Annotated in this window: 19 protein-coding genes; 8 read left to right on the top strand and 11 right to left on the bottom strand. The window is 69.1% G+C overall.

The annotated features are described in order from the left end of the window. Both LFM09_RS40180 and LFM09_RS40175 read left to right on the top strand, forming a co-directional pair. On the top strand, positions 1-338 hold a 338-nt coding region (locus LFM09_RS40180), incomplete at its 5' end, for a hypothetical protein (protein ID WP_414101880.1). Positions 339-421: 83 nt separating this feature from the next. Continuing rightward, the gene (locus LFM09_RS40175) at positions 422-631 is read left to right on the top strand and encodes a hypothetical protein (RefSeq protein WP_414101879.1); all 210 of its coding nucleotides are present in this window, start codon (positions 422-424) and stop codon (positions 629-631) included. Between the two features lie 144 nt (positions 632-775). Here LFM09_RS40175 and LFM09_RS40170 read toward each other — a convergent pair whose 3' ends face one another. Next, positions 776-1000: a hypothetical protein gene (locus tag LFM09_RS40170; protein WP_414101878.1), complete on the bottom strand. Its 225-nt coding sequence runs from the start codon at positions 998-1000 to the stop codon at positions 776-778. Positions 1001-1214: 214 nt separating this feature from the next. On the opposite strand from LFM09_RS40170, the gene LFM09_RS40165 reads away from it, so the two are divergent. Further along, the gene (locus LFM09_RS40165; protein WP_414101877.1) at positions 1215-1751 is read left to right on the top strand and encodes a hypothetical protein; all 537 of its coding nucleotides are present in this window, start codon (positions 1215-1217) and stop codon (positions 1749-1751) included. A 14-nt stretch (positions 1752-1765) separates the two neighbouring features. Here LFM09_RS40165 and LFM09_RS40160 read toward each other — a convergent pair whose 3' ends face one another. The 5 genes from LFM09_RS40160 to LFM09_RS40140 are packed head-to-tail and all read right to left on the bottom strand — an operon-like array spanning position 1766 to position 8868. After that, positions 1766-4486: a DUF5682 family protein gene (locus LFM09_RS40160; RefSeq protein ID WP_414101876.1), complete on the bottom strand. Its 2721-nt coding sequence runs from the start codon at positions 4484-4486 to the stop codon at positions 1766-1768. Then, complete coding sequence (locus tag LFM09_RS40155; protein WP_414101874.1) at positions 4483-5595, bottom strand: ATP-binding protein; 1113 nt, start codon at positions 5593-5595, stop codon at positions 4483-4485. Before LFM09_RS40155 ends, LFM09_RS40160 begins: the two co-directional genes overlap by 4 nt. 32 nt (positions 5596-5627) lie before the next feature. Then, complete coding sequence (locus LFM09_RS40150) at positions 5628-6992, bottom strand: VWA domain-containing protein (protein ID WP_414101873.1); 1365 nt, start codon at positions 6990-6992, stop codon at positions 5628-5630. Next, positions 6989-8401 carry a hypothetical protein gene (locus LFM09_RS40145; protein ID WP_414101872.1) on the bottom strand — a complete coding sequence of 471 codons (1413 nt, stop codon included), beginning with the start codon at positions 8399-8401 and terminating at the stop codon, positions 6989-6991. Before LFM09_RS40145 ends, LFM09_RS40150 begins: the two co-directional genes overlap by 4 nt. Next, entirely contained in the window at positions 8371-8868 is a 498-nt protein-coding gene (locus LFM09_RS40140; protein WP_414101871.1) for a hypothetical protein, read from the bottom strand. The genes LFM09_RS40145 and LFM09_RS40140 overlap by 31 nt, the downstream gene beginning before the upstream one ends. A gap of 504 nt (positions 8869-9372) precedes the next feature. On the opposite strand from LFM09_RS40140, the gene LFM09_RS40135 reads away from it, so the two are divergent. The 4 genes from LFM09_RS40135 to LFM09_RS40120 all read left to right on the top strand — a co-directional run bounded on the left by LFM09_RS40135 (position 9373) and on the right by LFM09_RS40120 (position 13044). Further along, positions 9373-9657 (top strand): hypothetical protein, encoded by a 285-nt coding sequence (locus LFM09_RS40135; protein ID WP_414101870.1) that lies wholly within the window; start codon positions 9373-9375, stop codon positions 9655-9657. Between the two features lie 88 nt (positions 9658-9745). Beyond that, positions 9746-10888 (top strand): sensor histidine kinase, encoded by a 1143-nt coding sequence (locus LFM09_RS40130; protein ID WP_414101869.1) that lies wholly within the window; start codon positions 9746-9748, stop codon positions 10886-10888. Further along, complete coding sequence (locus LFM09_RS40125; RefSeq protein ID WP_414101868.1) at positions 10885-11511, top strand: response regulator; 627 nt, start codon at positions 10885-10887, stop codon at positions 11509-11511. Before LFM09_RS40130 ends, LFM09_RS40125 begins: the two co-directional genes overlap by 4 nt. 732 nt (positions 11512-12243) lie before the next feature. Then, complete coding sequence (locus tag LFM09_RS40120) at positions 12244-13044, top strand: glycosyltransferase 87 family protein (RefSeq protein WP_414101867.1); 801 nt, start codon at positions 12244-12246, stop codon at positions 13042-13044. On the opposite strand, the gene LFM09_RS40115 is transcribed toward LFM09_RS40120, so the two are convergent. The 5 genes from LFM09_RS40115 to LFM09_RS40095 form a co-directional block, all read right to left on the bottom strand. After that, a complete protein-coding gene (locus LFM09_RS40115) occupies positions 13035-13460 on the bottom strand; it encodes a cysteine dioxygenase (protein ID WP_414101866.1) in 426 nt (141 codons plus the stop codon). The two genes, LFM09_RS40120 and LFM09_RS40115, sit on opposite strands and share 10 nt — an antisense overlap. A 59-nt stretch (positions 13461-13519) precedes the next feature. After that, entirely contained in the window at positions 13520-14428 is a 909-nt protein-coding gene (locus LFM09_RS40110) for an NAD(P)/FAD-dependent oxidoreductase (RefSeq protein WP_414101865.1), read from the bottom strand. A gap of 113 nt (positions 14429-14541) precedes the next feature. Next, the gene (locus tag LFM09_RS40105; RefSeq protein ID WP_414101864.1) at positions 14542-16890 is read right to left on the bottom strand and encodes an ATP-binding cassette domain-containing protein; all 2349 of its coding nucleotides are present in this window, start codon (positions 16888-16890) and stop codon (positions 14542-14544) included. A 28-nt stretch (positions 16891-16918) separates the two neighbouring features. Next, entirely contained in the window at positions 16919-17734 is an 816-nt protein-coding gene (locus LFM09_RS40100) for an ABC transporter permease (protein ID WP_414101863.1), read from the bottom strand. 8 nt (positions 17735-17742) lie between these two features. Continuing rightward, positions 17743-18732 carry an ATP-binding cassette domain-containing protein gene (locus LFM09_RS40095; RefSeq protein WP_414101862.1) on the bottom strand — a complete coding sequence of 330 codons (990 nt, stop codon included), beginning with the start codon at positions 18730-18732 and terminating at the stop codon, positions 17743-17745. A gap of 152 nt (positions 18733-18884) precedes the next feature. On the opposite strand from LFM09_RS40095, the gene LFM09_RS40090 reads away from it, so the two are divergent. Continuing rightward, positions 18885-19634, top strand: coding sequence for a TioE family transcriptional regulator (locus tag LFM09_RS40090; protein ID WP_414101883.1), 750 nt, complete (start codon positions 18885-18887; stop codon positions 19632-19634). The last annotated feature ends 5 nt before the right edge of the window (positions 19635-19639 follow it).

Below are 19639 nucleotides of genomic sequence, written 5' to 3'. Positions count from 1 at the left end.
TAGTTTCCTTCAACCCGAGTTACACCGCTCGTTTGACACACCCCTACTCGTCCAGCGCGGCTCCCTTTGCGCTTGATCAGCTGTGGTCGGCCGCGGCAGTTCAGGCTCGTATGGACGATCGAGCGGCAACTGTCCCATTAGGACTCACATCGCCCGAGGAATCCGGCACGGCGAGCGAATCCTGCGCCAGAACGGTCCGTTGCGACACTTCTTGCACAGCCGTTCTCGTCCGGGAGATGCTCGTCGAAAAGCGCATGCACAGCTGCGGCCAAGCCTGGGACGTCTCGGCGCATCATCGACATGGCGAATGCGGCGTCGCCATCGGCAGCAACTTGTGACACGAGATCAAGGTGATCTTCGAGACGTCGCCGCGACTCGGTGAACAAGACCAGGTTGCTCACGGCCCGCTTCCTCCCCTCGGTTGGCTGACGCGGCGGGTCGGTTCCGCCGTTACCTCCGGCCGATCGGCTACGACGCGACCCGAGCGCTTCGACAGAGTCAGTCCTACTGCGGCGGGGAACGTGAGAAGCCCTTGTTCCGCGGCGACGACGAGGCGACCCGCTTCCACACCGGCGTGCTCAACGAATGCCTGGAGTCCGTCGGAACCCTGGACTTCGAGATCGACGCGTGACGTTCCGGCCCCGGTCAGATCTCGATAAGGGCGACCGCGGCCTTCTCCCTCACCTCGGCCCATTCCTTCGCGCTGCCGAGAGCCGACACGTCCCACACCGCGGAGTTCCCGGGTTTGCTCATGGCCGAGAGCAACGAGTCGATCTCACGCAGCTTCCCGGCGACCTGCTCCGCGACCCACCCGTGTTCCACGAACTGCGGCAGCAGCTCCGAACCCGTCGTCGAACCCCAGCGCCAGCTCGTCGGCGATCCGCGCCCCACCAGGCAGGCCGAGCGAGTCGAGCCACTGCGTCTGGCTTTCCGCGGGCATCGCGAGGACCGCGATCGAGCGCACGAACCGTGCCAGCGCGGGAACAAGATGATCAGTCACTGCGGAAACCTCGTGGTGCCGTGCGGCCGTGATGCCGCTGCGTCCCAGGGTGCCACTGGAGGTGGCGTCCCGGCCGTGTAACTCCCCGAAGAGGGGCGGCGAGAACCAAGTACGAACCCGCGTAGAGCCGAGGACACCCATGGCGACAGGCGATGGAAGCTCCCGAGCAGGCTGGAAGGCTCCGACCGTTGTTGCGGGGGTGGTGATAGGGCTGTTGGGGGCCGCCGCGACGGTGTTCGCCGAGTTCGTCCCGAGGTTGTGGCCGGAGGAAGAAGGCAAGGCCGCGGCGTCGTCGGCCGTGCAGACCTCCCCGCCCGCATCACCGGACGCCCCGGAACGGACCACGGTTCTCGCACCCACCGCCACCCCGTCCAAGCCGGCCCCGAAGAAGCCCGCTGCTCAAGGACTTCCGGACGGGTACGCCGGTCGTTGGAACGGACAGGGCCAGAAAGGCGACGACTCCTGGCACACGGTCACCGTCGAGGTGCAGCTGACGGCCGGTGACCTGCTGACCGACGTGGGCTCCGTGCGGATGGTGCACGTCGGAGGCTCCTACGACTGCGAGGGCAGGCTGAGGCTGGAAGGGGTCGCCGCTGATCTCGTCACACTGTCCACCGGGTGGGGTGGGACGTGCACGGGCTACGCCACGATCGGGCTGCAGGTGGACGGCGACATCATGGAATACGGGGACCGCCCGCTCACGAGCCCGTCGCCTCAGTGGGACGTGACGGCGCGCTTGCGGCGGGCGTGACCCCGGTCGTCGACTCAGGTTGCCAGCAGCGCCTCCAGTGCCACCGCAGTGTCCGGGTGACGGCTCAGCAGCGCCACCCCGCCCGGTGCGGTCTGCCACGAACCCTCGCAGCCGAGCAGGTCGGCCACCGCGTCGCAGGTCGCCGGGTGGGCGGCCAGCAGGGTGAGGCCCTTGCCGGTGGTCGTGCGCACGGAGACGGGGGCGGGCTGGTCGTGCCAGGGTGCGACCCACTCGTCCAGTGCCGGGAGGCGGCCTGGGAACAGGCGGCCGGCCTCGCGGATGAGCAGCGGGACGAACTGGGCGCCGCGGGCGCGCAGGGTGCTGATCAGGGTGGGCAGCCAGGGCAGCAGCAGGTGGTCGGGCAGGTGGGCGAAGGCGTTGGACATCGTCTCCACCACGAAGTCCACCAGGCTCGGCACCGGGTCGAGGGCGTGCACGAAACCGCTCAGGTAGCGCGGATAGCTGGGCAGCGACAGCGGGTTGCCCAGCAGGTCGTCGCACCGGGTGCGGAGTTCGGCCCTCGACAGGCGGCCGAGGTGGACCTGGGCCGCCCACAGCAGGGCCACCTTCGACGGCTCTTCCGGGTGAGACTGGGCCACCGCCAGTTCCAGCTGGGTGCGGTCGCAGCCCAGGGACAGGGCCAGGGACTCCATGCTGAACAGGAAGCCGAGCATGGCGGCCACCTGGTCGACGCCCGCTTCCTCCTCCGTGAACGCCGTCGGCAGCAGGGTGCAGTAGTGGGCGTAGCCGGTCCGGACGAAGGATTCGATCCATTGCGGCAGAACGGGTTCGTTCGTGCGGTAGTAGGCGAGCAGGCGGCGGGAGCGGCGCAGGACCTCCGGGGCGCCGTCCACCGTGCGTTCGCCTGACAGGACTTCCAGGGCGCGGGTGCCCAGTTCGCCTGCCAGGCGGGGGCTGTGCAGGTAGCGGATGGCGTCCTCGACGGCCTCGAGCACCGAAGCCGTGGTGGTCTGCGGGTCGTAGGCGCTGCGGCGGAGGCGTTGTTCCACGACCTGTTCGACGCTCACGCCCTCGTAGCCCAGTTCGATCAGGGATCGCTGGTGGGTGCCGAGGGCTAGGTCCCAGGACTCCTGGATCGGGCGTTCGCCCAGCTTCCGCTCGCCCATGATCGGGCGGGCGGCGCCGTGCGGCAGCAGGTAGCGCAGCATCCACAGCAGGTTCGAGCAGGGTTCGAGCTCCGGCTGGGAGGCGATGTCCAGCAACGCCCGCTGCACGCCGCGTTGCTGGAGCTTGAGGTTGAGCGGGGCGAGGCGGTCGTGCACGTCGCGGGCCAGCGGTGGCAGGGCGTCGTAGCCGACCTGGCCGATGCGGTCGCCGCCCATCATGATCTCGACCAGGCGGCGGACGTCCCGGCGGCCCGGGACGACGTCCTTCTCGATGCACGTGACGGCGGCGTCCTGGAAGTCGTACGGCGTCGGCCTGGCTCGATCGCGCATACCTGCCAGCAGGATCGAGGTCTCGAAGACCGCGATGGCGTCGGCGGTGGAGGCCAGATAACCGTTGCGGCGGGCCGCGCGGACGATCTCCACGGACCAGCCCAGCAGCTCGGCCTCGTCCAGGCGGTCGAGGACCGGTGGACGTTGCAGGAAGCCGGAAAGCTGGTCCACCGCAGCGAGTTCGGCGACCTGGCCGGGCAGTGCGGCGGGTTTCTTGGTCTTCTTGCTGCCTGCCTGACCGGCCAGCTGGAACGGTTTCACCTTGGTGCGCTTGAGGTTCTTCGCCCACTCGGTGGCCGCGATGGACACCGAGCCCGCCGCCAGGTCGAACTGCGCCTCGATCGCCGCGTGGCTCGACGGGATCAGGCCGTGCTGCCACTTCGTCGCGCTGCGCGGACTGATCACGAAGCCGTCGCTGCCGTCGACGCCGAACTCCGCGACCCGGCTGGCAGCGTGGAAGGCGCCGCAGACGTAGAGGCAGTCCGCCGGGTCCGTGCCGGTGGCGGCCAGGTGCTCGCGCATGCGGGTCCACATGTAGCGCTCGCGGTCCTCGTCGACGCGTACGCGGTGCGGGTTGCCGGGAGCGAGCCGCCGGAACAGGCTGCCGATCAGGAACATCACCTGGCGGTACGTGTCGTGGTCGCTGTCGCCGAGCGGGAGCTCGACGTACTGGTGCCACCACTCCGACCAGTGCCGCACCTTGCCGTGGTGCAGCAGGTGCTCCTCCAGCTCGGCGAAGCGCGGCCGCAGGTCGCCGATCTCCACGCCGACCGCGTCGCCGTGCAGCGCGTCCTCGTCCGCTGCCTTGGTCTCCGGTGGCTGCCACTGGAACACGTGGTCCGAGGACCGGTCGACCAGGACCAGCTCGACGCCCGGTGTGTCCAGGGCGTAGGCGATCGCCTGGTACTCCGCGGACGCCTCGGTGATCGGCGCGACCACGGACAGCGGCGCCCAGTCGGCCGGGAACCCGTCGACCTCGCTGGAGAACGCTTGCACCGCAACGGGAAGACGGCAGTTGCGCAGCTCGGTGAGCAGCGGCGCCATGTCCTCGCACAGCTCCAGGTAGACCACCTTGGGCTGCTTGTCCCGCAACCGGCGGGCCATGGCCACCGCCGAGGCCGGCGAGTGGTGGCAGACCGGGAAGATCTCCAGCGGTTCCCGTACCGCGCGGTCGACGTCGTCGACCATGCCGAGCAGGATGCCTTCCAGGGCACCGGGTCCGTCCGAGAAGGCCGTCGCGGCCTCGTTCAGCTGCGTGCGCAGCGACTCGAAGCTCACGAGAGGGTGGCGATCGTGTCGCGGCCGCCGGCCAGGAACTCCGGCCACAGCCCGCCCTCGTCCTTGCCCCGCGGCTCGACGACCCCGTGCAGGTACTTGTTCATGATCGCCAGGTCCTCCGGCGCCCGCCGCGACAGCGACCCCACCAGTGAGGAACCGAGCGTGCGCGCGGTGAGTGCTTGTTCGCCGAAGAAGTTGCTGTGCAGGATGGCGTCCTCCAGCACGCCGATCTGCTCAGCGGTGGAGAGCGCCGACTCCAGCTTCTCGTCGTCGCTGCCCGCCGCCGCCGACGCCGCGCGGAGGTCGGCGAAGCTGCGCAGCAGCACGTCGAGCAGGGTCGGCGGCACGTCCAGCTCGATCTGGTGCCGGCGCAGCAGTTCCTCGGTCCGGAACCGGACGATCTCGGCCTCGCTCTTCTTGTTCGTCACCACCGGGATGCGCACGAAGTTGAACCGCCGCTTCAGCGCCGACGACAGGTCGTTGACGCCTCGGTCGCGGCTGTTCGCGGTGGCGATGACCGAGAAACCCGGCTTGGCGAACACGATGTTGTCGTCGTTGAGCTCCGGCACCGAGATGTACTTCTCGGAGAGAATCGAGATCAGCGCGTCCTGGACGTCGCTGGTCGAGCGGGTGAGCTCCTCGAACCGGCCGATGGTGCCGGACTCCATCGCGTTCATGATCGGCGACGGGATCATCGACTCGCGGGACTGGCCCTTGGCGATCACCATCGACACGTTCCACGAGTACTTGATGTGGTCCTCGGTCGTGCCGGCGGTGCCCTGCACCACCTGGGTGGAGTTGCGGGAGATCGCGGCGGCCAGCAGCTCGGCCAGCCAGCTCTTGCCGGTGCCGGGGTCGCCGATGAGCAGCAGACCGCGGTCGGACGCCAGCGTGACGATGGCGCGCTCGACGATGCTGCGGTCACCGAACCACTTCTGCGCGACCTCCCGGTCGAGGCCGTCGGACCGCTCGGCGCCCAGGACGAACAGGCGGATCATCTTCGGCGACAACCGCCAGGAGAACGGCTTGGGGTTGTCGTCGACCGACTCCAGCCAGTCCAGTTCCTCGGCGTACTTGAGCTCGGCGGGGGCGCGCAACAGGTCGGACATGTCTTGTGGTGCCTTTCTAGCCAGAAAGAAAGTCAGATGGTGAGGAAGGTCTTGAGCTCGTGGACGAGCTTGCGGATGTGGCCGGAGATCACCGGTGTGCCGAGATCCTTGAACCGCTCGCGGAACCACGGGTTCACGCTGCCGCGGCCGGAGCTGGTCACCGAGCCGACCGGGATGAACTTGGCCCCGGAGCGGTGGATCGCCGCCATCGAGTCGTAGAGCTGCTCGCAGTAGGACTCGTAGAAGTCGGAGATCCACACCACCACGGTGTTGCGCGGCTCTGCGATCTTCGGCTGGGTCAGCGCCATCGCGACCGTGCCGTCGGTACCACCACCGAGGTTGGTGCGCAGCAAGGTCTCGAACGGGTCCGCCACCCACGGGGTCAGGTCCAGTGCCCTGGTGTCGTAGGCGATCAGGTGCACGTCGACCTTGGGCAGACCGGCGAAGATCGAGGCCAGGATGGTGCAGTTGACCATCGAGTCGACCATGGAGCCGGACTGGTCCACCACCGCGATCAACCGCTGCGGCGTGGTCTTGCGCGCGGTGTGCCGGTAGTAGAGGCGGTCGACGTAGAGCCGCTCCTCCTCCGGACTCCAGTTCGTCAGGTTCTTCCAGATCGTGCGGTCGAGGTCGAGGTTGCGGAAGACCCGCTTGGGCGGCACCGACCGGTCGAGCGCCCCGGCGGAGGCCTTCTCCACCTGCGTGCGCAACACCTCGGCCACCTCGTCCACGAAGCGGCGGATCAGCGACTTGGCGTTGGCCAGCGCCACCCCGGAGAGGTTGTCCTTGTCCCGCAACAACTGCTCGATCAGCGACATGCTCGGCGTGAGCTGGGCGGCGAGCGCCGGGTCCGCGAGCACCTCGCGCAGGTGCATGCGCTTGACCAGATCCGCTTCCAGGGCACCGAGTTCCGGCCCGATCTGCGGGATCAGGTTGCTCAGGTCCGGCGTGCCCGGCCCCATCCCGGTGCCCGTCTGTCCGGCTTTCCTGCCGTTGCCGCGCAGTGCCCCCGGCTGGCAGCCCAACGCACGTTCCAGCCACCCTGCGTCGGCCTGCCACCGCGACAGCTGCCCAGCCGTGACGTTGCCGGCCCCGGTGTTGAAGACGTTCAGCAACACCTTCGACACGAGCGCGGCCCTGCGCACCTCAGCCGCCTTGTCGCGGTCGTCCCCCTGCTCGGGAACCATCACGCCGTCGAACTCGGCGGCGAGCTCGGGGTGGCGCTGCACGATCGAGTCGACGCCGGTCTGCGGGTCCAGCAGCGCGGGCGGCAGGCCGATGTCCTGGAGCACGGCCAGACTCGCTGACTCCAAAGTGGACTGTTCCTCGTGGTCGAACAGCCGGGACAGCAACCGCCAGTACAGGACCTGCCGGCGGTTCTCCTGTGCGTCGGTCATTTGCGCAGCAACCTTCCGGCGCGCTCACGCAGCACAGTCGCGGCGTCGGTCGCGGCCTTCTCCGCCTTGACCCCGGCCTTGTCCACCGCGCCACCGGCCCAGGCACCGGCGTGCAGTGCCACGGTCTTCTTGCGCGCCGTGGTCTCGACCGCGAGCGGCTGGACCCGGAACGTGCCCGCGTCCCAGCGCAGCAGACCGATGCACGCGTTCGACGCCGCCACCGCCTCGGGCGTGAGCGGCCCGGCGGCCGGCACCCGATCGGTGTCCACAGCAACCGGCTGCCCGGCAAGGCTGAAGGTCAGCGCGTCGCCTTGTTCGGCCGTGTAGCCCTCCAGGAACACGGGCACGGCGATGCGGGCCGGGTGACGGTCCAACGGCGCCGTCGGCGGCGTGCTCGCGGTCGGCAGGACAACTCGCGCGGTGACGAACGGATCAGCAGGCTCACCGTTGCGCGCGCACTCGTCCACCCACAGCAGGTCGCCCTCAGCGGTGATCGGCATGTCGGTCAACTCCATCGACCGACCCTCGCTGACCGCTGCCAGCAACGACAAATGCGGCCGCAGCAACTGCCAGATCCCGGCACCGATGATCGTGTCCGGCTTCGGCGCGGACACACTGGCCCGCACCAACCGCGGCGCCCCACCGTCAGCCGGCTCGAACACCGCGTGCACCTGCGCCTGCGCGGCGGTCGCGTGCTCGTGCAGATCCACCCCCAGCGGCAACAACCGCCCGGTCACCGTGCTCGCGGGAGCCTCCATCGCCCTGGGCAGCGTCAGCAGCAACGCCCGTGACCACAGATCTCCCCAGCGCCGCACCGGAATCCGCTCCAGAGCCGAACCGGGACACGACGCCGCCAACTCGGCCGCGAACCCGTCCAGCAGCGCGGCCAACCGGCGCAGACGAGGTTCCGGCAACAACGCCGAAATCACCGGCTCAGCACCGGAAACCAGATCGTGGTCGATCCCCTGCCACCCGGCCCGCGCCACATCAGCCAACCAGGACCGCGCGGCCAGCAACAGGTTCTCGGCCTGGCCCGCACCCGGCACCGACCCGCTCAGGTCCTCCTGCGCCCGCCCGGTCGCCTGCCCGATCCGCGCCATCAGCGCATCGTGCACCGACCCGAACAACGCGATCCGAGCCCCCGCAAGGGAAACGAAGTGTTCCTCCCCCGCAGCACCGGCCGCCGCCTTCTCCGCGGCCTCGGCCACCTTCGCCCCCAGCGGAGACGCCGCCACCGCCTCAGCCAGTCCGACCAGCCCAGCGGCCTGAGCGGGTTGCGGCCTCAGAAGCCCGGCGGCCAACGCCCGGTCGAAGCCGTCGACGACCGCCAGCACCTCCTCGACCCCGTCCACGGGATCCACCAGCAGATCGGCCCGCATCACACCACCGCCCTGGTCGACGGGAACCACTGCAGCTCCGGCAACGGACCAGTCGTGGCCGGCAGCTCCACATAGGCCAGGTGACGCAGGAACCGGCTGAACACCTGCGCCGCGGCAGCACTGTCCGCCTGCGACGGCCGCGCCGCCAGCATGAGCGACCGAATGGCCTCCGCGTCCATGTCCTCCGCGTCCACCCGCAGATACCGCGCCACCCGCGCCACCCCGTACTGCAACACCGCCTCGGTGATCAGCGCACCGATGTGGTTGCAGAAGTACCCCCGCGCCCCACCACAGGGCCGGTTGTTGTTGGTGCTGCAGGCAAACTCGTAACTACCCGCCGCAACCGAGGACACGTACACCCGCTCGATGTCCGACCCACTGGACACCACCCCCTGCAGCCGCCCATCCGCCAACTCGACGAACGGCACCTTGGCGAGCTTGCGCGGGCGTGCAGGTGGCAACACCCGCGCCGTGCTCGCACTTTCCCAGTCCGACAACGATTCCTCTCCTTGCCCCCGAGCGAGCCGATCCGCCTGTCCGGCGGTGCAGGAGAGACGTTAGCGACCACCACCGACAATTTCGGGCCACTCCCACCCGCCGACCGAAAGACCCAGGTCGAGGAGGCATCCCGCTCGACATGACCGGCCGATTACGCCAAATGGCGGCACCACTCAGGTCGTGCCACCATGGTCGGCGCGTTCCGTCCACGCCCCTGGGCGACACGACGACCACGCAACCGCCAGAGCCGTCAAGTACTCCGTCGGCGACTGGCGGAGCTGCCAGGAGATCCGGCAGCGGCTGAGTGTCGACCTGCCGCCCGCACTCCCGGACGACAAGCACGACGGACCCAGGTGGTCCACGCGCATCTGCCCGTTCCGCAACGAGGACTCCCTTGTCGTCCTCAGCATCCAGTACTGGGAGACCACCGAGGACATCACCGGGTCCAGCCGGGAGCCGAACGCGCCAAGGAGGACTTTTTCAACCGCGGACCGGCCAGGGAGATGGACATCAGCCTGACCGTCGGTTCGGACGCACGCTGGAAGGAGGACTCCGACGGCTGCACCATCGAAATCCTCGATGAGAACGCCGTGGTGAGCGCGGGCAGCGGCAACAAAAAGGTGCCCACGCCCGGCAACAACGAGCAGTGGCGCGGACCTGTGCGCGAACAGGCAAAGCAGTTCCTCGCCGCCGTACAACCGAAGCGACCCATCAGCACCGCGGTTTCCTACAACAAAACCTGTTGCGCGGCAACACGAATCACCGACTTCACCGTGAGCAACGACTGAAGCCCTCCAGCACGCCGCCTCCGAGCGTTTCGAACGCAGGAGCGGCGTCTGAGAGCGGACCTCCCACATCAGCCCTACCATCGCGATCATGGCTGGCTATCGTCGTCACTGGCTCCTCGCCACGTTGGTCGTCGCCGTGTTCGGCATCCAGGTGGTGTTCGCGCTACCGGCACGGGGCCAGGACTGGGCGGTGCTCGCACTGAGCGCGGTGGTCGTGCTGGCCGCAGTGTTAGCCCACCACCACGTGCTCGCCACCGCGTCCGCCGGCACAGCGGTCCTCGCCGTCACGTTGCTGCCGCGCGATCCGTGGGCGTCAGCCTCGATCAAGTACGGCGGGCTCGCCGAGGTCCTGCGGCTCGACCAGATGCCGCTGACCGCGACCGAGGCAGTGGCGGTGACGGCGCTGATCGTCGTGCTGGTGTGGACAGCAACACCGCTGGTCGCAACGATCTGCACAGTCGCCTTGGTCGCGGTGTGCGTCTTCTCCGCCTATGTCCGCACGGTCCAGTACATGTATCCCGTGATCGTGCCGAGCGTTGTGCTGGTCGCGGCCGCGGCGGTGGGACTGGGGTACCTGATGCGGGTCCGGGACCGGGTGCTCGCGGAACTGGCTGCCGCAAGGGATGAGCGGGCACGGCGGGAGGAGCGTCTCGACATGGCGCGGGAGTTGCACGACGTCGTGGCGCACCACGTCACCGGCATGCTGGTGCAGGCGCAGGCCGCGACGGTGGTGTCCGAAGAGGACGAATCTGCCGCGTGCAAGATGCTGCCGGGCATCGTGAACGGCGGGACGGAGGCGTTGGGTGCGATGCGTGCGATGGTGCGGGCGTTGCGTGACGCGACCGCGACGCCGGCGACCAGTGACCTTTCCGCGGATCTCCACGAGCTGGTGCAGAAGTCGGGACTGCCGGTGAAGGCGACCATCGAGCTGCACGACGACGTGCGGCCCGAACTGGGGCGGTCGGTGCTGCGGCTCGTGCAGGAAGCCCTGACCAACGCGCACAAACACGCGCACAACGCCACGAGCGTGGAGGTCGACGTGCGGCTCACGGCATCAACCTTGCTGCTGTCCGTCGCGGACAACGGTACGACCAGGCCCGCGCACTCAGGCGGGTTCGGGCTGGTGGGCATGCGGGAACGGGTGAGTGAACTGGGTGGACGGCTCTTCGCCGGTGCCACGGGTGAAGGCTGGCTCGTGACCGCCGAACTGCCGTTGGAGGGAAACGCGTGATCTCCGTGCTCATCGCCGAGGACCAGGACATGGTCCGGACGGGCTTCCGGCTGATTCTCGAGGCACAACCCGACATCACCGTGGTCGCCGACGTCGCCGACGGCATCAGCGCGGTGCAGCGGGCGAGAGAGCTGATGCCGGACGTGTGCCTGGTCGACGTGCGGATGCCCGGGCTCGACGGTCTGGAGGTCACGCGGCAGCTCGCGCCGCACACCCGCGTGGTCGTGGTGACCACGTTCAACACCGACGAGGTGCTGCACAAGGCGCTGGACCACGGCGCGACCGGGTTCCTCACCAAGGACGCCAGCCCGGCCCTGCTCGTCGAGGCCGTCCGGTCGGCGGTCCGCGGCGACGTGCTGATCTCGCCCGCGGTCGTGCTGCGGGTGCTGGGCCGCGCCGCTCCCCCGAAGCCGAACGCGGACGCGAACCTGCTCACCGAGCGCGAACTGGACGTCGTGCGGCACGTCTCACGCGGCTTGAGCAACTCCGAGATCGCCGCGGCGCTGAAGATCTCGGTGTCCACCGTGAAGGCCTACCTGGCGTCCACGCAGGCGAAGATCGGCGCGCGCAACCGGGTGGAGGTCGTCGCCTGGGCGTTCCGCGCCCACGTGGTGGCCGGATGACCTCAGCCGAAAGGCCGATGGCGTGACCGCCGCTGGCTCATGGGCCAGCCGTTCCTGACCTTCTCGCCGATCCGGCGGCACCCCCGCGACCAGCACTCTCGTCCACATCGGACTGGTGAACGAGAGGTCGTCGATGCTGGATCGGACTTTCGCGCGTGGCAGGTCGTTGTGCGCGGACGGCGTGCTCTACCTGGGGTTCGCGGTGTTCGCCATCGCGACCACGATGTCGTCGGAGTTCTACGGCTACCGCGTGTGGGGCGGGTTCGCCGCGGTCGCCTTCCTGGCCGCCGGCGCCTTCGCGGTCTTCAACAACCGGCTGGCCCTCTGGACCGCCCTGCTCCTCGGCGGCATCGCTCCGCTCGGCGTGCTGATCTTCAACCGCAACGCCGCCGCGGAGGACTTCGGCGGGACGCCGTGGACGTGGCACGCCCAGCCGGACGTCTGGGTGATCGAACGCTCCGCGCGTCTCCTGCTCGCGCACGGCACGCCCTACACGGACGTCACCGCGCTCGGCAGGGCACCGGACGTCAACGACTACACGCCCTACGGCCCGCTGATGCCCGTCTTCGGCCTGCCCAGGGCGTTGTTCGGCGACACCCCGCTGACCGACGCACGGGTCATGTTCGCCCTCGTCGCCATCGCCGCCGTGGTGCTGAGCCTGCGGCTGCTGGGCCGGCCACGCATCCCGACGCGTGCGGCCCAGCTGGCCGCGGTGAGCCCGTNGGCCCGCTGATGCCCGTCTTCGGCCTGCCCAGGGCGTTGTTCGGCGACACCCCGCTGACCGACGCACGGGTCATGTTCGCCCTCGTCGCCATCGCCGCCGTGGTGCTGAGCCTGCGGCTGCTGGGCCGGCCACGCATCCCGACGCGTGCGGCCCAGCTGGCCGCGGTGAGCCCGTTGACGTTGCTGACCACGACCACGTCGGGCGAGGACGTGGCGGTGATCGCCCTGATCGCTCTCACCGCCACTCTGGTGATCACCAAGCGCCACGGCTGGGCCGCCGTCGTGGCGGCGGCCGTCGTCAGCATCAAACTCATCGCCCTGCCGGCGATCGTCGTGCTCGTCGTGTTCATGCTGGGCAGGCGCCACATCGCACTCTTCGCGGCAACCTGTCTCGGCTTCACCCTGCCGGTGCTGCTGGTCGACGCGAAAGCGTTCGTGGAACACGCGATCCGCTTCCCCACAGGCGGCGCACACGTCTCCTCACCGGCCTCGAGCCCGTTCCCCGGCCGCCTGCTGACCGAACTCGGATCCACCGGCCACCTCGCGGCGCTCGCGCTGCTGGTCCTGACCGGCCTCGCCATCGTGGCGTGGCTGATCGTCCGCCGCCCAGACACCGCCGCCGACGCGTTCTGGCGCGTGACGGTCGGCATGGGCGCGGCGATCCTGCTGATGCCTGCCAGCCGGTTCGGTTACCTCGTCTACCCGCTGGCGTTCATCGGCTTGATGCTGTTCTTCAAGTCGGTCGAACGGATCCCCGCGCAGAAGGACCGGACGCCTGAAGCGTTGCAACACAGCCAGGTTCAGGGATAGAGGCGCATCTCGCGGACCGGCCGGTACACGTGAATGCTCACCGCCGGTTCGCTGCCGTTGTTCGACACCCGGTGGACGTAGTGGGGCGCGAAGACCCTGGTCTGGCCGGACTCCAGGGCCAGTGTCTCGTTCGTGCGCATCACCTCCTCGGTCAGCACGCCGGAGACCACCCGGAACGCGCCGGTCGTGTTGCCGTGGGTGTGCAGCTCCGTGGACTGACCCGGTAGCCAGGTCAGCAGCCACGCCTCGTACTCCTCGGTGTGGTCGATCAAAGAGACGAAACGTGACACCGGATCGAAGCGCAAGCGGTTGCGCCAACGGGTTTCGTCGCGCGCCAGCTCCGCCGCTATCACCAGAGGGTGTTTCGCGACAGGCGCAGCAGACACCGGAATGGTGTTCTCGGGTACCGCGAACATGAGCCTTCCCCATCACCGTCCCGCGGAACGGCAGAGACGTTGCAAGGACAGAGATCGCGCTAAGCGACAGCGGCGGCGTCGGCCATGACCAGGTCCATGGTGAGCGCCTCGCCCGCGGTCACACCGGCCGCCGCCGCGGAGGTGAGCTGGGCCCGCGCGTCGCTCGCGTTGCCCGCCACCCACAGACCGGGCACCGACGTGCGGCCGGTGGGGTCCTCGACAGGCAGGTAGGTGCCGAGCCCCAAAGGCAGGTCCACGGGCTTGAACCCCAGCGGCTCCAGGAAATCGGCGCGTGCCTCGACTCGGGTGTGCAGGGCCAGGTACGTCCGGGGGACGACGGTGCCGCCGGCGACCGTGACGCCCGCGTCGGTGAACGACTCGACGCGGCCGGGCACGACGCGGACACCCTGGGCGTCGAGCTGGCGCTGCTGCTCGGGGTCCAGCACCAAGGCGTCGTTGAGGAACAGCACGACGTCCTCGCTCCACTGCCGCCACAGCAGGGTGTTCATGAACGCGCCGAGCTGGTCGCCGAGCACGCCGATGGCCGACCCGCGCGCCTCGTAGCCGTGGCAGTGTCCACAGTGGAGCACGGTCTTGCCCCAGCGCTCGGCCAGGCCGGGAATCTCCGGCAGCACGTCGGCCAGGCCGGTGGCGACCAGGACGCGCCGGGATGTAAGCGTTGTGCCGTCGGCCAGCTCCACGCGGAACTCCGGTGCGGTTCCGGTGACGGCGCTGACGGTTCCGGTGCGGAACGTGACGCCGTAACGCTCCGCGTCGGCGCGTCCGGCAGCCAGGAAGTCCTGTGGGGAAAGGGATTCCCGGGTCAGGAAGTTGTGCACGCCCGCGGCGCGCGCGTTGCGGGGTTCGCCCGCGTCGACGACCAGCACCGAGCGCAGGGCGCGACCCAGGACCACGGCAGCGGCCAAGCCGGCGGGACCACCGCCGACGACAACTACGTCACGTGTCATGAGACGACAGTTCCATTGCGGTGCAACGGAAGCAAAAGGTATGTCGCAGGTCTGTCGTGCCAGGCGGAAGAAAGAACCTGTGGGCCGCAACGAAAGCGGCCCACAGGTGCCTTTCAGTCGCCCACGTACTCCGCCAGGTGCTCACCGGTGAGGGTGGAGCGCTTGGCGACGAGCTCGGCCGGCGTGCCCTCGAAGACGATCTGGCCGCCGTCGTGGCCCGCGCCGGGACCGAGGTCGATGATCCAGTCCGCGTGCGCCATCACCGCCTGGTGGTGCTCGATGACGACCACCGACCGGCCCGAGTCGACGAGCCGGTCGAGCAGACCGAGAAGTCGCTCGACGTCCGCGAGGTGCAGACCGGTTGTCGGCTCGTCGAGGACGTAGATGCCGCCCTTCTCGGCCATGTGCGTCGCCAGCTTCAGCCGCTGCCGTTCACCACCGGAGAGGGTGGGCAGCGGCTGGCCCAGCGAGACGTAGCCGAGCCCGACGTCGGCGAGCCGGTCGAGGATCGCGACGACGGCGGGCGTGCGCGCCTTGCCGGTGGCGAAGAACTCGCGCGCCTCCGTCACCGGCATGGCCAGCACTTCACTGATGTCGCGGTCGCCGAGGCGGTACTCGAGCACCGAGCTCTGGAACCGCTTGCCGTCGCAGTCCTCGCACGTCGTCGCGACGCCCGCCATGATCGCCAGGTCCGTGTAGATGACGCCGGCGCCCTTGCACGTCGGGCAGGCGCCCTCGGAGTTCGGGCTGAACAGTCCCGGCTTCACACCGTTGGCCTTGGCGAACGCCTTGCGGATCGGCTCGAGCATGCCGGTGTAGGTGGCGGGGTTGCTCCGCCGCGAACCCTTGATCGGCCCCTGGTCGATCGCGATCACACCGTCGCGTTTGGACACGGAACCCTCGATCAGCGAGCTCTTGCCCGAACCCGCCACACCGGTCACGACGACGAGCACGCCGAGCGGGATGTCGACGTCGACGTCACGCAGGTTGTGCTTGTTCGCTCCCCGCACCGAGAGCACACCCGTCGGCGGACGCACCTCGTCCTTGAGCGACGCCCTGTCGTCGAGGTGGCGTCCGGTCAGCGTGCCACTGGTCCGCAGGTCCGCGACAGCGCCCTCGAAGCAGACGGTGCCTCCCGCCGTGCCCGCCGCGGGGCCGAGGTCCACGACGTGGTCCGCGGTGGCGATGACCTCCGGCTTGTGCTCCACGACGAGCACGGTGTTGCCCTTGTCGCACAGCTGCCGCAGGAGGTTGTTCATCCGCTGGATGTCGTGGGGGTGCAGACCGACCGTCGGCTCGTCGAAGACGTAGGTGACGTCGGTCAGCGGCGACCCCAGGTGCCGGATCATCTTGACGCGCTGCGCCTCACCGCCGGAGAGCGTGCCCGAGGCCCGGTCGAGCGAGAGGTAGCCCAGCCCGATGCTCACGAACGAGTCGAGGGAATGCAGCAGCGACTTGAGCAACGGCGCGACGGACGGCTCGTCCAGACCGCGCACCCACTCGGCGAGATCGCTGATCTGCATCGCGGACGCGTCGGCGATGTTGACGCCGTCGATCCTGGACTCCCTGGCCCGCTCGTTGAGCCGGCTGCCACCGCAGTCGGGACACGGCATGAACGTGACCGCGCGCTCCACGAAGGCGCGCACGTGCGGCTGGAGCGCCTCGACGTCCTTGGCCAGCACCGACTTCTGGACCCGCGCGACGAGCCCCTCGTAGGTCGTGTTGAGGTCGTTGACCTTCAACCGGACCGGCTGGTGGTACAGGAAGTCGTCGAGCTCCTTCTTGCCGTACTCCTTGATCGGCTTGCCCGGATCGAGCAGCCCGGAGCCCGCGTAGACCTTCCAGTTCCAGCCGCCGACGTGGTAGCCGGGAACGGTGATGGCGCCGTCGTCGAGCGACTTCGACGCGTCGTAGAGCTCGGCGAGGTCGACGTCGTTCACCGCCCCGATGCCCTCGCAGCGCGGGCACATGCCGCCCGCGACCTCGAAGTCGCGCTGCTCCTCGACCTTCCGGCCACCCTGCTCGGCCGTCACCGTGTTGGAGACGGTGAGCGAGGGGATGTTGAACGAGAACGACCGGGGCGAGCTCACCCGCGGCTCGCCCAGCCGGCTGAACAGGATGCGCAGCATCGCGTTCGCGTCGGTGACGGTGCCGACGGTGGAGCGCGGGTTGCTGCCGATGCGCTCCTGGCCGACGATGATCGCCGTGGTGAGGCCTTCGAGCACGTCGACGTCGGGGCGCGCCAGCGTCGGCATGAACCCCTGGACGAACGTGCTGTAGGTCTCGTTGATCAGCCGCTGCGACTCGGCGGCGATCGTGTCGAACACCAGTGAGCTCTTCCCCGAACCGGACACGCCCGTGAACACGGTCAGCTTGCGCTTCGGGATCTCCACGTCGACGTTCTTGAGGTTGTTCTCCCGAGCCCCGTGCACCCGGATGAAGTCGTGGGTCGCTTCAGACAAAGCCTCTCCAGTGGTTCCAGGTCGTCTGTCAGCTCGACTGCGACGCGAACTTGCGGACCGAGAGCCAGGCGAACAGCCCGACGAGGAGGACCGACCAGGCGAGCGTCTGGACGATCTCGCTGCCGACCGGGGTGCCGTTGAACAGGCCGCGCAGCGCGTTGACCGTGGTGGTCATGGGGCTGTGGTCCGCGTAGAGCCGCAACCACCCCGGCATCGTCTCGGTGGGCGCGAACGCCGACGAGATGAAGGTGAACGGGAAGAGCCACGTGAGGCCGGCCGACTGGGCGGCGTTGGGGCTCTTGGTCGTCAGGCCGACGAACACGCCGAGCCACGACATGGCGTAGCCGAAGAACAGCAGCAGTGCCAGGGCGCCGAGTGCGGGCAGCAACCCGTTCTCGAACCGGAACCCGATGATCAGGCCGACGATGATCATCACGGCCACGGACACGACGTTGCGCAGGATCTCCGACGTCGTCCGCCCGACGAGCACCGCGGACCGGCTGATCGGCATCGAGCGCAGGCGGTCCATGATCCCGCCGCGCATGTCCGTGGACACACCGACGGTCGTGCCGAAGACGGAGCTGAACAGCACCATCTGCACGAAGATGCCGGGCAGCAGGAACTGCTCGTAGTTGCCCCCGGGAACCTCGATGGCGCCACCGAAGACGTAGGTGAACAGCAGGACGAACATCACCGGCTGCATCAGCGCGTAGGCGACCAGCTCGGGGCTGCGCAGGATGTGCCGGACGTTGCGCATCGCCAGCTCGAACGCGCCGGAGAACCACCACCCGAGCCCGCGCCGGGGTGCCTGGACAGCGCTGCCGCGCTGGAGTTCAGCAGTCATCGCGACCATTACCGCGCACCTACCTTCGAGCCGTTCTCGTTCTGGGCAGCCGCCTCCGCGGAACGGCCGGTGACCTTGAGGAAGACGTCGTCGAGGGTCGGGCGGCGCAGGGCGACGTTGCCGACCTCGATCCCGGCCTCCTTCAGCAGGTACACGACGTCGGCGAGGCCACCCTCGGCCACGGGCGCGTGCACCCCGAGGTTCTCGGTGTCGGTGACGGGTTCGACGCCGAGCTTGCTCCGCAGCAGTTCCTCCGCCTTGGCAACGGATTCGGTGTCGACGAGCGTCACGTCGACCCAGTCCGGGCCCACCTGAGCCTTGAGCTCGTCGGGCGTGCCGTTCGCGATGACCTTGCCGCCGCCGAGCACCGACAGCGAGTCGGCGAGCTGGTCGGCCTCCTCCAGGTACTGGGTGGTGAGCAGGACCGTCGCGCCTTCCTTGCGCAGCTCGGTCACCGAACGCCAGACCTCGATGCGGCTGCGCGGGTCGAGCCCGGTCGTGGGCTCGTCGAGGAACAGCAGGCGGGGCTTCGCGATGAGGCTCGCGGCGAGGTCGAGCCTGCGCTGCATGCCGCCCGAGTAGGTGCGCACCTGCCGCGCGCCCGCCTCCACGAGGTCGAAGCGCTCCAGCAGCTCGTCCGCCCGTGCCGTGGACACGGACTTCGACAGCCCGAACAGCTTGCCGATCATCACGAGGTTCTCGCGGCCGGTCAGCATGAAGTCGACGGCGACGCTCTGGCCGGTGAAGCCGATGGCCGCGCGGACCCGCCAGGCGTCCTTCACGACGTCGAGGCCGAACACCTCCGCCTTGCCCCCGTCGGGGGTGAGCAGCGTGCTGAGGATGCGCACGACCGTGGTCTTGCCGGCGCCGTTCGGGCCGAGCAGGCCGTGGATGGTGCCCTCGGGCACGGTGAGATCGAGGCCGTCGAGCGCTGTCACGGCGCCGCGCTTGGACTCGAAGCGCTTGGTCAAGCCGGAGATCAGAACTGCCGGAGCCATCCGGGATCCCCCTTCCCGTCGAAGTTCACGAAGCCAGGTGTTTGTGCTTTCCTGGTTTGCATGAGTCCTAATCATATCGTTGAACACCGTGTTTGAACTTTTCTACGGGAACGCCCAGGTGGGGTGCTGTAAAGTTTAAAACCGTGAGCAAGCTGCGACCGATCGACCTCGCGCGTGAGCACTCGATCACGCCCCAGGCTGTCCGCAACTACGAGACCGACGGGCTCATCCCGCCCGCGGAGCGCACCGACAGCGGCTACCGCGTCTACGCGGAGGTGCACGCCGCTGCCCTGCGGGCTCTGCTCGCGCTCGTGCCGGCCCACGGCTACGCCATCGCGCGGGAGATCATGCGTGCGCTCAACACGGGCCAGGTGGACGCGGCGCTGTGGGCGATCGACCGCAGCCACGCCCAGCTGCTGCGCGACCGCGAGACGCTGGAGGCGGTCGCGGAGGCGGTCGAACACCTGGCCACCACGCCGATCGCGGAGCCCGCGCACGGGCGGCGCACGACGTTCAGCATCGGCAGGCTGGCGGACCGCCTCGGCGTGACCGCCGCGACCCTGCGCAACTGGGAGGACACCGGGATCGTGGTCCCGCAGCGCTCGGCGTCCGGTCACCGCACCTACGACGCGGCCGACGTCCGGGACGCCGAGCTCGCGCACCTCTTGCGGCGCGGCGGCTACGGACTCGAACGGATCGCGGTCGTCGTGAAGCAGATCCGCACGGCGGGCGGGACGCAGGCGCTCGCCAGGGCGCTGGAGGACTGGCGCCGGCGGCTGACCACGCGGGGCGTGGCGATGCTCGAAGCCGCGAACCAGCTCGCCGGGTACGTGGCGTTCCTCGACGTGCCGAAACCGCCGAGGACCCCGTGGTTCGACACCACGGGGTCCTCGGCGGAATGAAGCAG

This window comes from Lentzea alba (assembly GCF_047445655.1).
Classification (GTDB): Bacteria; Actinomycetota; Actinomycetes; order Mycobacteriales; family Pseudonocardiaceae; genus Lentzea; species Lentzea alba_A.
This window is presented reverse-complemented; position numbering and strand designations above follow the sequence as displayed.

Excerpts from the sequence above, each read along its gene's own strand:
- LFM09_RS40110 (WP_414101865.1), bottom strand. The coding sequence starts at position 14,428 with ATGACACGTGACGTAGTTGTCGTCGGCGGTGGTCCCGCCGGCTTGGCC.
- LFM09_RS40120 (WP_414101867.1), top strand. The coding sequence starts at position 12,244 with ATGCCCGTCTTCGGCCTGCCCAGGGCGTTGTTCGGCGACACCCCGCTG.
- LFM09_RS40155 (WP_414101874.1), bottom strand. The coding sequence starts at position 5,595 with ATGTCCGACCTGTTGCGCGCCCCCGCCGAGCTCAAGTACGCCGAGGAA.
- LFM09_RS40095 (WP_414101862.1), bottom strand. The coding sequence starts at position 18,732 with ATGGCTCCGGCAGTTCTGATCTCCGGCTTGACCAAGCGCTTCGAGTCC.
- LFM09_RS40115 (WP_414101866.1), bottom strand. The coding sequence starts at position 13,460 with ATGTTCGCGGTACCCGAGAACACCATTCCGGTGTCTGCTGCGCCTGTC.
- LFM09_RS40130 (WP_414101869.1), top strand. The coding sequence starts at position 9,746 with ATGGCTGGCTATCGTCGTCACTGGCTCCTCGCCACGTTGGTCGTCGCC.
- LFM09_RS40100 (WP_414101863.1), bottom strand. The coding sequence starts at position 17,734 with ATGACTGCTGAACTCCAGCGCGGCAGCGCTGTCCAGGCACCCCGGCGC.
- LFM09_RS40150 (WP_414101873.1), bottom strand. The coding sequence starts at position 6,992 with ATGACCGACGCACAGGAGAACCGCCGGCAGGTCCTGTACTGGCGGTTG.
- LFM09_RS40135 (WP_414101870.1), top strand. The coding sequence starts at position 9,373 with ATGGACATCAGCCTGACCGTCGGTTCGGACGCACGCTGGAAGGAGGAC.